15 protein-coding genes are annotated in these 13647 nt (G+C 35.6%); 7 read left to right on the top strand and 8 right to left on the bottom strand.

Annotated features, from left to right (window positions below; translation table 11 throughout):
• Positions 1 to 192 precede the first annotated feature (192 nt).
• From leuC to leuB, 4 genes are all read left to right on the top strand, one after another.
• Positions 193 to 1590 carry a 3-isopropylmalate dehydratase large subunit gene (leuC, locus tag AC4PRO_RS09310; RefSeq protein ID WP_492117160.1) on the top strand — a complete coding sequence of 466 codons (1398 nt, stop codon included), beginning with the start codon at positions 193 to 195 and terminating at the stop codon, positions 1588 to 1590.
• Positions 1591 to 1761: 171 nt separating this feature from the next.
• The gene (gene leuD, locus AC4PRO_RS09305) at positions 1762 to 2358 is read left to right on the top strand and encodes a 3-isopropylmalate dehydratase small subunit (protein ID WP_492117159.1); all 597 of its coding nucleotides are present in this window, start codon (positions 1762 to 1764) and stop codon (positions 2356 to 2358) included.
• A 138-nt stretch (positions 2359 to 2496) separates the two neighbouring features.
• On the top strand, positions 2497 to 4020 hold the full coding sequence (locus tag AC4PRO_RS09300) for a hydroxymethylglutaryl-CoA lyase-like TIM-barrel protein (protein ID WP_492117158.1): 1524 nt from the start codon (positions 2497 to 2499) through the stop codon (positions 4018 to 4020).
• Positions 4021 to 4058: 38 nt separating this feature from the next.
• Entirely contained in the window at positions 4059 to 5120 is a 1062-nt protein-coding gene (leuB, locus tag AC4PRO_RS09295; RefSeq protein ID WP_492117157.1) for a 3-isopropylmalate dehydrogenase, read from the top strand.
• Between the two features lie 112 nt (positions 5121 to 5232).
• Here the strand turns inward: leuB and rbp are convergent, their stop codons facing one another.
• Positions 5233 to 5595 (bottom strand): RNA-binding regulator, encoded by a 363-nt coding sequence (rbp, locus tag AC4PRO_RS09290; RefSeq protein ID WP_007137132.1) that lies wholly within the window; start codon positions 5593 to 5595, stop codon positions 5233 to 5235.
• 148 nt (positions 5596 to 5743) lie between these two features.
• Complete coding sequence (locus tag AC4PRO_RS09285) at positions 5744 to 6229, bottom strand: DUF6252 domain-containing protein (protein WP_492117156.1); 486 nt, start codon at positions 6227 to 6229, stop codon at positions 5744 to 5746.
• A gap of 200 nt (positions 6230 to 6429) precedes the next feature.
• Between AC4PRO_RS09285 and AC4PRO_RS09280 the strand changes: the two genes are divergently transcribed.
• The 3 genes from AC4PRO_RS09280 to AC4PRO_RS09270 all read left to right on the top strand — a co-directional run bounded on the left by AC4PRO_RS09280 (position 6430) and on the right by AC4PRO_RS09270 (position 8340).
• A complete protein-coding gene (locus tag AC4PRO_RS09280) occupies positions 6430 to 6993 on the top strand; it encodes a 30S ribosomal protein S16 (protein WP_492117155.1) in 564 nt (187 codons plus the stop codon).
• 14 nt (positions 6994 to 7007) lie between these two features.
• Positions 7008 to 7532 carry a ribosome maturation factor RimM gene (rimM, locus tag AC4PRO_RS09275; protein WP_492117154.1) on the top strand — a complete coding sequence of 175 codons (525 nt, stop codon included), beginning with the start codon at positions 7008 to 7010 and terminating at the stop codon, positions 7530 to 7532.
• 145 nt (positions 7533 to 7677) lie between these two features.
• Positions 7678 to 8340: a tRNA1(Val) (adenine(37)-N6)-methyltransferase gene (locus AC4PRO_RS09270; RefSeq protein WP_492117153.1), complete on the top strand. Its 663-nt coding sequence runs from the start codon at positions 7678 to 7680 to the stop codon at positions 8338 to 8340.
• On the opposite strand, the gene AC4PRO_RS09265 is transcribed toward AC4PRO_RS09270, so the two are convergent.
• The 6 genes from AC4PRO_RS09265 to AC4PRO_RS09240 all read right to left on the bottom strand — a co-directional run bounded on the left by AC4PRO_RS09265 (position 8337) and on the right by AC4PRO_RS09240 (position 13193).
• Complete coding sequence (locus AC4PRO_RS09265; RefSeq protein ID WP_492117152.1) at positions 8337 to 9632, bottom strand: HlyD family secretion protein; 1296 nt, start codon at positions 9630 to 9632, stop codon at positions 8337 to 8339. The genes AC4PRO_RS09270 and AC4PRO_RS09265 overlap by 4 nt on opposite strands.
• A gap of 4 nt (positions 9633 to 9636) precedes the next feature.
• Entirely contained in the window at positions 9637 to 11829 is a 2193-nt protein-coding gene (locus AC4PRO_RS09260) for a peptidase domain-containing ABC transporter (RefSeq protein ID WP_492117151.1), read from the bottom strand.
• A gap of 135 nt (positions 11830 to 11964) precedes the next feature.
• The gene (locus AC4PRO_RS09255; protein ID WP_492117150.1) at positions 11965 to 12186 is read right to left on the bottom strand and encodes a hypothetical protein; all 222 of its coding nucleotides are present in this window, start codon (positions 12184 to 12186) and stop codon (positions 11965 to 11967) included.
• Positions 12187 to 12272: 86 nt separating this feature from the next.
• Positions 12273 to 12455: a hypothetical protein gene (locus AC4PRO_RS09250; protein ID WP_492117149.1), complete on the bottom strand. Its 183-nt coding sequence runs from the start codon at positions 12453 to 12455 to the stop codon at positions 12273 to 12275.
• Between the two features lie 88 nt (positions 12456 to 12543).
• Positions 12544 to 12789, bottom strand: coding sequence for a hypothetical protein (locus AC4PRO_RS09245; RefSeq protein WP_492117148.1), 246 nt, complete (start codon positions 12787 to 12789; stop codon positions 12544 to 12546).
• A 206-nt stretch (positions 12790 to 12995) separates the two neighbouring features.
• The gene (locus AC4PRO_RS09240; RefSeq protein WP_492117147.1) at positions 12996 to 13193 is read right to left on the bottom strand and encodes a hypothetical protein; all 198 of its coding nucleotides are present in this window, start codon (positions 13191 to 13193) and stop codon (positions 12996 to 12998) included.
• Positions 13194 to 13647: the final 454 nt, after the last annotated feature.

The raw sequence follows: 13647 nt of genomic DNA, 5'->3' as shown, positions 1-13647 counted from the left end.
CAAAAATTCCCTCCTTTTAACTATAAAATCTAGAATCTAAAAAAAAGAACTACTTCCCCCTTGAAACAGACTTTGGGTATCGTATAATTTGAAATATCGAAGTTGACGCTTTACAGTCTTTTTATAATTTTGTTCTCTATTACGATGACGCGAAAAGCTAGCATTGTAAAATTACAATTAAAAAATAGTAAAATGAGCACTACATTATTTGACAAAGTATGGGATTCGCACGTTGTGCGTAAAATTGAAGATGGACCAGATGTGTTTTTTATTGACCGTCATTTCATTCATGAAGTGACTAGCCCTGTTGCTTTTTTAGGATTAAAATCTAGAAATATTAAAGTCTTGTACCCTGATCGTACTTTTGCCACTGCTGATCACAATACCCCAACCATAAATCAACATTTACCTGTTGAAGATCCGTTATCTGCAAATCAACTGAAAGCCTTAGAAGACAATGCTGCCGAATACGGTATTTCGCATTGGGGACTAGGTGATCCAAAAAATGGAATTGTACACGTTGTAGGTCCTGAAAACGGAATTACCTTACCCGGTGCAACTATCGTTTGTGGTGATTCACATACTTCAACTCACGGTGCCTTTGGAGCAATTGCTTTCGGAATTGGAACTTCTGAGGTTGAAATGGTCATGGCTACACAATGTATTATGCAGCCGAAACCAAAGAAAATGCGTATCAACGTAAATGGAACTTTGAGTAAAGGTGTAGGACCAAAAGATGTGGCACTTTATATTATATCTCAACTAACGACTTCGGGAGGTACAGGATACTTTGCTGAATATGCTGGAAATGTTTTTGAAGAAATGTCAATGGAAGGCCGTATGACCGTATGCAACCTAAGTATCGAAATGGGTGCTCGTGGTGGAATGATTGCTCCTGACCAAAAAACATTCGATTTTCTAGAAGGAAGATTATTCGCGCCAAAAGGAGAAGATTGGACTAAAGCCGTTGCTTATTGGAAAACACTAAAAACAGATGCTGATGCCCTTTTTGATACCGAATTAAATATCAAAGCAGAAGATATCGAGCCTATGATTACTTATGGTACTAATCCAGGAATGGGAATTGGTATCTCAAAAAATATCCCAACTGCCAACCAAGTTGAAGGTGGAGCTGAGACGTACAAAAAATCTTTAGCCTATATGGGCTTTGAAGAAGATGACGTAATGATTGGGAAACCAATTGATTTTGTTTTCTTAGGAAGCTGCACCAATGGTAGAATCGAAGATTTTAGAGCCTTTACAGAAATTGTAAAAGGACGCAAGAAAGCAGCTAATGTAACCGCTTGGCTAGTTCCAGGTTCACATGTTGTAGAAGCACAAATTAAAGAAGAAGGATTGCTAGACATTCTTACCGAAGCTGGTTTTGTATTGCGTCAACCAGGATGCTCCGCTTGTTTAGCAATGAATGATGATAAAGTACCAGCTGGAAAATATTCAGTAAGTACCTCTAACAGAAACTTCGAAGGTCGTCAAGGTCCTGGTTCAAGAACATTGTTAGCAAGCCCTATTATGGCTGCTGCAGCTGCAGTTACTGGAAAATTGATAGATCCGAGAGACTTAATGATTTAAGAATGTAGATTAACGATTTTTGATTTCCGATTTAAAATCAATCGTTATCACATTTTTGGTTCTTTTGAAAATATTTAATTATTATAAAATATATGATTTTACATTTTGACATTCTATTGCCACACAGCAAATCTGAATTCAAAAATCGTTAATCAAAAATCTAAAATTCCCATGGCATACGATAAATTTAATATCCTTACCAGTAGCGCAGTGCCGTTACCAATAGAAAACGTAGATACAGATCAAATCATCCCTGCTCGTTTCCTGAAAGCAACAGAACGTGTTGGTTTTGGAGACAACCTTTTCCGTGACTGGAGATACAACGGAGATGATACCCCTAAGACTGATTTCGTTTTGAACAACCCAACTTACTCAGGCAAAATCCTAGTGGGAGGAAAAAACTTTGGTTCAGGTTCCTCTCGTGAGCATGCAGCTTGGGCAGTTTACGATTATGGGTTCCGTGTAGTTGTTTCGTCTTTCTTTGCTGACATCTTCAAAGGAAATTGTTTGAATATTGGTGTTTTACCAGTTCAAATTTCTCCAGAATTTGCAGCAGCAATTTTCAAAGCCATAGAAGCTGATCCAAAAACAGAACTAGAAATTAACCTGGAAGCGCAAACAATTACGTTGTTAGCTACAGGCGAAAAAGAATCTTTTGATATCAACGGATACAAAAAGAACAATATGCTAAATGGTTATGATGATATTGACTATTTACAAAATATCAAGGAAGAAATTGTAACTTTTGCTGACAAGCTTCCTTACTAAAACACAACCCAATATATGCAGTTACTGAAGCATCCTTTTTGGGAATATGCTGAAGTAACTGCTTTTGTTATTTTATAAAATATAATTGTACGATTCTAAATCCTTACACTCAAAATCGTATTACTATCAAATTTAGAAATGGAAAAAAGAAAAATTGAAATAATGGACACGACACTCCGTGATGGTGAACAAACCTCAGGAGTCTCCTTTTCTGCTGCAGAAAAGCTAACCATTGCACAATTGTTGCTGGAAGAATTAAATGTTGATCGAATAGAAATTGCTTCGGCACGAGTAAGCGAAGGCGAATTTCAAGGAGTAAAAGGGATTATGGCTTGGGCTTCGGCCAAAGAATACGAAGACCGAATCGAAGTTTTAACTTTTGTTGACGGAGGTCTTTCTATCGAATGGATGAAAAAAGCGGGCGCTAAAGTTCAAAATTTATTGACCAAAGGGTCACTAAATCATTTAACCCACCAATTAAAAAAGACTCCGGAACAACATTTTTCCGAAATTGCGCAGACTATTGCTTTAGCTAAAGAGAGCAATATTGAAACGAATGTATATCTAGAAGATTGGAGCAATGGAATGCGCAACTCTCCTGATTATGTTTTCCAATATTTGGACTTTCTGACAAAACAACCAGTTAAAAGAATCTTATTACCCGATACTTTAGGAGTTTTAATTCCTTCTGAAACGTTTGAGTTTATTTCGAAAATTATAAAGAGATACCCAAATACTCATTTTGACTTTCACGCACACAACGACTATGATTTGAGTGTTGCTAATGTTATGGAAGCATTAAAAGCAGGTATTCAAGGATTGCATGTAACCGTAAATGGAATGGGAGAACGTGCTGGAAACGCACCTCTTGAAAGTACGGTTGCCGTAATCAATGATTTCATGCCTGACGTTCAAATCAATGTAAAAGAATCATCTTTATTCTCTGTAAGTAAACTAGTAGAAACTTTTACAGGATATAGAATCCCCGCTAACAAACCCATCGTAGGAGACAATGTTTTTACTCAAACTGCCGGTATTCATGCTGATGGAGACAATAAAAACAACTTGTATTTCAACGATTTGCTTCCCGAAAGATTTGGCAGAAAACGCCAATACGCTTTAGGAAAAACTTCTGGTAAAGCTAATATTGAGAAAAACCTTCAAGAACTAGGATTAAAGCTAAATGCCGAAGATTTAAAATTAGTTACCCAAAGAATTATTGAATTGGGAGACAAAAAAGAAACTGTTACTAGAGAAGACCTGCCTTACATTATTTCTGATGTTCTGGATAGCCAAACGTATCAAGAAAAAATAGTAGTGGAGTCTTATGTTCTATCTCATGCAAAAGGGTTACGACCATCAACCACCCTTTGTTTGAAAATAGACGGGGAAGTAATTGAAGAACACGCTCAAGGCGACGGACAATTTGATGCATTTATGAATGCATTGGCAAAGATATATAAAAGTAAAGAACTGGAATTACCCAAACTGATCGATTACGCAGTTAGAATCCCACCAGGAAGTAGCTCTGATGCATTATGCGAAACTATTATTACCTGGACTAATAATGGAAAAGAATTTAAAACTCGAGGATTAGACTCTGACCAGACCGTAGCAGCAATCATTGCAACACAAAAAATGCTGAATGTAGTGACGAGCTAATTCACAATAAAAAACTATATTAACACAAAATACTAGTAATGAAATACACGATCGCCCTTTTAGCCGGAGACGGAATCGGACCAGAAGTTATAAATGAAGCTGTAAAAGTTTCAGAAGCAATTGCAAAAAAATTCAATCACGAAATTACATGGACACCAGCATTAACAGGAGCTTGCGCTATTGATGCTGTTGGCGTTCCTTATCCCAATGAAACGCACGAATTATGCATGGCTGCAGATGCTGTGCTTTTTGGTGCTATCGGACATCCAAAATATGACAATGACCCGTCAGCAAAAGTTAGACCAGAGCAAGGATTATTGCTGATGCGCAAAAAACTAGGTTTGTTTGCTAATGTACGCCCTACTTTTACTTTCCCATCATTGATCGATAACTCTCCTTTAAAAAGAGAACGTATCGAAGGAACCGACTTAGTTTTCTTAAGAGAATTGACAGGAGGAATCTATTTTGGAGAAAAAGGAAGACTTGACGGAGGAGAAACTGCTTTTGACACTTGTACTTACACCAGAGCAGAAGTACAACGTCTAGCAAAAAAAGGTTTTGAATTAGCGATGACACGTACTAAAAAATTATGTTGTGTTGACAAAGCAAACGTAATGGAGACCTCTCGTTTGTGGAGAGAAACGGTACAAGCAATGGAAAAAGACTATCCTGAAGTAACCGTAAGTTATGAATTTGTTGATGCAGTTGCAATGCGTTTGGTTCAATGGCCAAACTCGTACGATGTATTGATTACTGAAAATTTATTTGGAGATATTTTAACCGATGAAGCTTCTGTTATTTCAGGATCTATGGGATTAATGCCATCAGCATCAGTAGGAGAACATACTTCTTTGTACGAACCAATTCACGGTTCTTATCCACAAGCAACAGGATTAAACATTGCAAATCCATTAGCAACTGTTTTATCAGCAGCAATGATGTTTGAAGATGCTTTTGGACTGCATGAAGAAGCCGCTGCCATTAGAGCAGTCGTAAACAAATCACTAGAACAAGGAATTGTCACAGAAGACTTAGCGGCAAAAGGAGCAACTGTTTACAAAACAAGCGATGTTGGAGATTGGTTAGTAGCTAATTTGTAATTAATAAATTCCTGTTAGATAGATATACTATACCTCTCTAACGGGAATTATTTAAAATAAAAAAGGTGTCAATTTACATTGACACCCTTTTTTATAGTTGTAGAAAAAAATATTAATATCCTCCTCTGTTTCCACCACCACGGTTTTCTCCACCACGGCTGTTTCCACCACCATAACCACCGCGTGAATCTCCACCACGACTGTTATTGTTAAAACTTCTTCTTTCTCCTTCTGGTTTTGGCTCAGATTTGTTAACCACAATTGCACGTCCTTGAACAGTTGCACCGTTCAATTCATCAATCGCTTTTTGAGCTTCATCATCATTTGTCATTTCAACAAAACCGAATCCTTTACTTCTTCCAGTAAATTTATCAGTAATAATTTTTACAGAATCAACTGCACCATAAGCCTCGAAAGACTCTCTTAAATCTGCTTCCTCAATACTGAATGGAAGGCTTCCAACAAAAATATTCATATGTACTTATTTATAATATGCAACAAATATACTCCTATTTTTTTATAACCCACTATAAATTAGCATATTTCTGTTTTTATTTTATTTCGAAAACACATAAAAAAGCACAAAACAACTTCATAAAAGAATTAAACACCCACCTTAATCCTTAATTTGTTGATGCTTGCACAATTATAGGCACTTTATAAAAAACTCCTTGCTGAAAATTCAAAGTTGACCCAGCCAAAGGATTACCGTAGCTGTTTTCTGCATTGAATTTAAAAGTACCCGATATTGTATTGTTGATAAGGTCATATTCTGTTATTACAATCTGACCATCTCCTTTCCCAGAGCTGGTAGCAAAAGTTATCTTAGCAGTAGCATCCGTTAATACGTAGACAGCAGTTTCAGAATCGCTACTTCCCAAAACATACACTCCCTCTGCAGCTGAAGAAGTTCTCAACGTAATTATTTCGTTCCCTGAATAGCCTGTAATTATGAGCGCCCCATTATCACCTAAAGTAGCCGTTGACAAACTAGCCCTCCAAAAAACATTGTTTTTCACTCCTTGAAACGAAGGATTGTTAAACCTTACATCTTCCTGACAGGAAATCAAGGTAAAAAGCACGACAAAAAAAAGGAAAATATTTTTCATGAAAACAGTTCTTTAAACAAACAAAAGTATACAATTGAAGGATAAAAAGACTTAATTATTCCAATAAAATAAGACTAGAAACCGCTTAACCCATTCTAATTCATAATAATAACAAGCTATTGGCATATTAAAATAAATAGTATATCTTTGCACCCTTAATTAACAGAGGTCGAGTACCTCAAAATTTAATCATTTAGATTATGTCAGTAAAAATTAGATTACAAAGACACGGTAAAAAAGGAAAACCTTTTTACTGGGTTGTAGCAGCAGATGCTCGCTCAAAAAGAGACGGTAAATACTTAGAGAAAATCGGTACTTACAATCCAAACACAAACCCAGCAACTATCGACTTAAACCTTGATAGTGCAGTTAAATGGTTGCACAATGGTGCACAACCAACAGAAACTGCTAAAGCAATTCTTTCTTACAAAGGAGCTTTATTGAAACATCACCTTGATGGTGGTATTCGTAAAGGTGCCTTAACTCAAGAACAAGCTGATACAAAATTAGCTACTTGGTTAGAAGCTAAAACTGGAACAGTTGACGCTAAGAAAGATGGTTTAACTAAAGCGCAAGCTGATGTTAAAGCTAAAGCTTTCAAAGCAGAACAAGATGTAAACGCAAAACGTTTAGCTGCTGCAGCTAAAGCGGAGGCGGATGCTATTGCAGCTGCTGCTCCTGCTGTTGAAGAAGTTGCTGAAGTTGAAACTTCAACTGAAGAAACTCCTGCTGCAGAAGAAAACAACGAAGAAACTCAAGCATAAATTTATAAGCGAAGATGCGTAAAGAAGATTGTTTCTACTTAGGTAAAATCGCCAAAAAATTTAGTTTTAAAGGGGAAGTCCTTGCCTATTTAGACACGGATGAACCAGAGTTATACGAAAACTTGGAATCAGTGTTTGTTGAATGCAACAAACACTTGGTTCCTTTTTTTATTGAAAATAGCTCCTTACATAAAAACGATTTCTTAAGAATTCGTTTTGAAGACATGAATACTGAAGAAGATGCCGATGCCATTATGGGTAACGACATTTACCTTCCGCTAAATATGTTGCCAAAACTTAGCGGTAACAAATTCTACTATCACGAAGTTATTGGTTTTGAAGTGGAAGACAAACGCCTTGGTGTTGTTGGAAAAATCGAATCTATCAACGATACGACTGCCCAACCTCTTTTTGAAGTACTCAACGGTGCAGTAGAAATCCTTATTCCAATGATTGATCATTTCCTTGTCAAAATTGACAGAGAAAATAAAAAAGTCATCATGGATCTTCCAGAAGGATTAATCGAAATGTACCTTTAGAGTGAATTTTTGAACCATTAAGAAATTAAGGTTCATTAAGTTTTTTCCTTACCTCTCTTAATTTCTTAATGGTTTAATCTTTAAAATCTTTGTTTTGTCTAAATTCCAATTCAAAAAATTCGTTGTAAACCAAGACCGCTGTGCCATGAAAATCGGGACTGATGGTGTTTTACTTGGTGCATGGGCACCTATAACTAATAATCCATTCAGTATTTTAGATATTGGAGCAGGAACTGGAGTTATAGCTTTAATGTTAGCACAACGCACATTTGCTGAACAAATTGACGCCTTAGAAATTGATGAAGAAGCCTATGAACAAGCGATGGATAATTTTGAAAACTCTCCTTGGAGTGATCGTTTATTCTGCTTTCATGCTGGTTTAGATGAATTTATTGAAGAGCCGGAAGACGAGTACGACTTAATCGTTTCCAATCCCCCATTTTATTCTGAAGACTACAAAACAGAAAGCGAACAAAGAGATTTGGCTCGTTTTCAAGACGCATTACCCTTTGAAGATTTAATAGAAGCAGCCGGTTTGTTACTTTCTGAAAACGGAATATTCGCTGTTATTATTCCTTTTAAAGAAGAAGAAAGGTTTTTGGCTTTAGCCAAAGAAATGGAACTTTATCCTATAAAAATTACTCGCGTAAAAGGAACGCCAACTACCGAAATCAAACGCAGTCTGTTGGCTTTTGGCCGGAACGAAGTTACAGACTTTCCTATTGATGAATTAATCATCGAGATTGCCAGACACGTATATACTCCAGAATACATTTCTTTGACTAAGGAGTTTTATTTAAAGCTTTAGTTTGCCTTAAGAATACTTCTAAACTGATACAATATTCTTTCTAACAAACGCAAGTCTTCTGTGATGATCTCGGCCGATCCTGTCATTTCTTGCTGAAAAGGAATTATTTTATTATAATTGGTTTTTAGGTTTTCCGGAAGCGAAATGTCCAATAATAAATTCCCTTCTGCATCCGGTATCAACGATATATTTTTTACTTTTCCAGTTAACGTACCAAACTCTCTATTAGGAAAATTTGCCAAACGTATATTAACTTGTTGACCAATCTTAATTTTCCCTGAATTTTGCGCCGGCGCCTTCACCTTACCAATATATCCATTTTCTATTGTGGGAATTATAGAGAACGCATTATCACCCGCTTTAATGGTTTGATTGGCTGTCCAAATTTGCAAAAAAGACACTTTCCCAGCAATCGATGACTTCAGCACATAGGCCAACTCCCAATCTTTAATTACTTTCTTCAGTTGATAAAAAGACTGAATTCTACTTCCTTCTAAATTAACTTCTTCCTTTTTACCGCTAATTCTGGTGCCATCTGTACTTTTTAGATTGCTGATCAGCGAAGATTTCAATTGTGAAATGCTACTTAGTAAACTTTTATAGTTTTTCTGAGCTTGGAGGTATCCTAATTTTTTATTCTCAAAATCTTGAGCAGAAACAACCCCTTTATTAAACAGGGTTTCAAATCGGTTGACATCATTTTTCTGTAGTTGTAATTCAGATTCATTGATGTCTTTTTGCTGTTGTAAAAGACTTAATCGCTCTTTAATTTGAATGTTTTCGGAGCTATTGGCATTATTTTCAACTTGAAAAGGGTGCAAATTTGAATTGAGATCATAAGCGACGGCATCTTTCTGAAAAATGGAAAACGCACTTTCAACATCCCCTAATTGAGCATTTCTTAATAACTCAAAAGGGAATTTACTTTCGCTATTGTTTATTTTTAAAGTATCCAAAATACTTTTTAGCAAAAACACATCTTTAAAATTCGCAGGATTATCAATTATCGCCAAAGGAGTATTTGCAACCACGATGGATTTATCAGCAATCAAAATCGATTGAATTCTACCCGAAGTTTTAGCAACCAACTTTTCAGGAGGAATGTTTGTTGTGATAATAACTTGAGTTGTAATAACATCTGGGTACTTAACAAACCAAGACACGAAGAAAAGCATGATAATAATTCCAAAAACCACAACTGTTCCCCAGCGGATCATCCAGTGCGGCACACGTGTAAGAATGTCTTGAACCTCTTCGCTGCGTAATTCAAATGCTGTATTATCCTCTACCATGACACTAATTTCCTAATTGTAATTGATTCCTAACTAATTCAAAATAATTCCCTTTTTGTTCCACTAATGCAGAGTGACTCCCTATTTCTATGATCTTACCTTTGTCTAAAACTACAATTTGATCTGCATTCATGACCGTACTTAAACGGTGTGCAATTACTACTACGGTTTTATTTTTAAAGAAAGTATCCAGTTTACCCATAATTTCCTTTTCGTTATTGGCGTCTAATGCCGAAGTAGCCTCATCAAAAAACAGCATTTCAGGGTTTTTATACACCGCTCTAGCAATCAATAAACGTTGCTTTTGCCCCGTACTCATTCCCGTTCCTTCAGAGCCGATTTTAGTATTATAACCCAACGGTAAACCTGCAATATATTCTTTTATATTAGCCACATCTGCGGCATAAACGAGCCTTTCTTTGTCAATAATATCAACCCCAATAGCGATATTATTGGCAATAGTATCATTAAAAATAAATCCTTCCTGCATGACAGCTCCAATATTAGACCTCCAGGATTTTTGTGATATATTTTTTAATTGGCTATTCCCTAAATTGATTTCGCCTTTGTCTGGCTCGTAAAATTTAAGCAATAATTTCATCAAGGTTGTTTTTCCGCTGCCGCTCACCCCTACAATTGCCGTAACCTTGTGAGCAGGAATTGTTAAGTTTAAATTTTGCAATACCGGAATATCAGAACCTAAATAGCGATACGAAAGGTCTTTAATTATAATATCAGCATCTTTTGGGATAATATGAGTTTGATGTGCTTCTTGTTGCGTCTCATCTTCTTTGTCATGAATTTCAGATAAACGCGCCAAAGATATTTTAGCATCCTGCACCTCACGAACAAACTCAATCAATTGCGCAATAGGACCGTTCAAACTACCCACTATAGAACTTATTGCAAGCATCATCCCTAAGGTAATGGAGCCATCAATAACTAGTTTTGCAGAAAGAAAAATGATGAAAATATTTTTCAACTCATTAATTACTGATGAGCCAATAGTTTGCGTTTGTTCCAGAACCAATCCTTTTATCGATACTCTAAATAATCTAGCTTGTACATATTCCCATCCCCAACGTTTTTGCTTTTCGGCATTGTGCAGTTTTATCTCTTGCATTCCGTTGATGAGCTCCATGACTTTACTTTGTTCTTGGGAAACTTCAGAAAATCGTTTGTAATCCAATACTTCTCTTCGTTTTAAAAACAAAGTGATCCAACCAAAATAAAGTATACTTCCTGCAAAAAAAACAAAGAATATTTGAAGATTATAATACGCTAAAACACCACCCATTATAAACATATTAATCACTGAGAACAATACATTTAATGATGAAGTCGTTAGGATTCGCTCAATACGATGATGATCATTAATACGTTGCATGATATCACCCGTCATTCTCACATCAAAAAAGGAGATAGGCAAATTCATTAATTTAATAAAGAAATCAGAAATCAAGGAAATATTTATCCGGGTCGAAAGATGCAATAATATCCAACTTCTAATCAGTTCTAAACCCGTTCTTCCGGCAAAAAGAAACAATTGCGCGAACAAGATTAAATAGATAAAATGAATATTCTGATTTTGAATCCCAACATCGACAATACTTTGGGTAAGAAAAGGAAAAATAAGCTGCAACAAACTACTTGCCAGTAACCCAATACTCAACTGTATTAGGAATGACTTGTACCTTAAAACATATTGAGCCAACAAACCGAATCCGAAACCCTTTTTGTCTTCTTTATCAAAATCTGATTGGAAGAATTTTGGTGTAGGCTCCAGCAATAGAGCAATTCCCTCCTCGGTAGTATCATTGGCATTGTTACCAATCCAAAATTTTATAAAATCCTTTTGGTTGTATTCAATCAGCCCAAATCCTGGATCTGAAATAAAATAGCTGCCTTTTTTTATTTTATACAGTACCACATAATGCTCTTTGTTCCAGTGCAACACGCAAGGCAAGGGCGCTTCTTCTAAACGCTGAGGATTAAGTTTTATTCCTAATGTTCTAAAACCAATTTTCTCGGCGGCATCACTTAAAAATAAGAGATTACTACCTTCACGGGTCGTCTCGCTAAAATCGCGTAGTTCCTGTATGTTAATCGTTTTACCGTAGTGCTTGGATACAATTTTCAAGCAGGTTGGACCACAGTCTTTGGAGTCTGCTTGTATGTAGTTGGGGAATTTTTTCAATCTTACTCTTTTTGTCTTCAAAAATAGGTTAAAAAAACTGCCCAAAAATTACATTTTTAGGCAGTTTTATAATTAATAAGAGTGTCCAAAGAATATGCTTGCTTTAGACTACAAATAAAATACTTCAAGCTTTTATTAATTACAAGGCGGCAACATTAGTGAGCACTTATGTGTACCGATATACTGTGGCCTGTAATAAGGATCATTTCGCAGACAAGCTTGCTCATCATAAGCATAGACAACTTTATAACCATCGCATTCGCCCCCAATCTCTGGCGCTCTACCTCCTACTAATTCTTTTTGCTCATTTATCGTTAATTTCTGAGCACCTTCTAGTTTCAAAATGTTTTTTAACATAATATATAATTTAAAAAATTTGGTTAATACCCCAATCATTTACATACACTTGGGGCTTGCGTCATAATTATTTCACTAAAAAAATTCTAGTAACAAATACATCCTTTGTAGCACAATGAATCATTTGGATTTTTACATAAAACACCTCCACCTGAACCACATATATCCGGACTATAACAATTATATTTGATTACTCCGCCCTTAATTAATTTTTGCTCAGTTGCAGTTAATTTCTGAGCACCTTCTAGTTTCAAAATGTTTTTTAACATAATCTAAAGTTTTAAAAATTAATACTCCTTGTTAATAATAACAGTAAATTTATTTGGCATTACCTTTGTCGATTCCTGTTTATCATTTTTAGAGGGATAAATAACAACAGCCTGTTGCAATTTCATAATAATGACCAGTATTATCATTTGAACCATTCGAACATGTATTTGTATTTCTACTGTAAGTTCCTGTTTTACACAAACAAGAATTTTCGCTAAGTCCTGCTTGTCCGCCTTCATCACATAGAGTCGGAGGAATTCCTCCATTGATTTCTTTTTGCTCATTTATCGTTAATTTCTGAGCACCTTCTAGTTTCAAAATGTTTTTTAACATAATCTAAAGTTTTAAAAATTGGCAACTATCGCAATCATGCGAATAAAAATAAGAAGAGAGGAGAATTTCACTCCTCTCTTCTCTATTTCATCTAAATATTTCTACAGATTATTCAAAATTGTACAAACAGTAAAATTCATAATCTGTTTTAAGGTCTTGGAATATAAAAAGAATGTATTCCACACTTAAGCTACTGCAATTATAAATTAACAGTCTCTTAATTCAGCACCAGAAACACATGAAGTACCACCTTCTACTCCGGTACTACAATTATTAGTACCTGCCCAACAGCATTTTTTACAACTACCTTCTATCGCAAGAGCCATTCTTCCACCGCTAATGCTTTTTTGCTCATTCTTGGTCAATTTCTGAGCACCTTCTAAATTCAAAATGTTTTTTAACATAATATAAAGTTTAAAAAAAATGGTTAATACCCCAATCATTTATAGACACTTGGGGCATGCGTCTATTTTTGAAACAAGTCTATTTACTAAACTAAATTTAATTTCCCAAACAACTTTAATCCCACCTAGAACAAACTCTTGTAAGAGGGTTCCAATCTAAACAGCAAGCAGGAGCTTTTCCCCCACTAATTGATTTTTGCTCGCTTTTGCTCAACTTCTGAGCTCCGTTTAATTTTAAAATGTTTTTTAACATAATGTAAAGTTTTAAAAATTTGATTACTATCCCAATCGTTTATATATACTTTGGGCATTTCTGTTTAACATTAATTAAAAAAGATACAAAAGCTATACCTTCAATACTTCAAACTATTCAATACAATACCAGCAGGTCCCCTTCGAACAACATTGACCAGCTGGACAGAAATGAGTAGCATCACAAGCTAACCTTCCACCA

This window comes from Flavobacterium sp. DW-iso2, assembly GCF_058725285.1.
The sequence above is the reverse complement of the archived record's forward strand: the minus strand, read 5'-3'. Positions and strand labels throughout refer to the sequence as shown.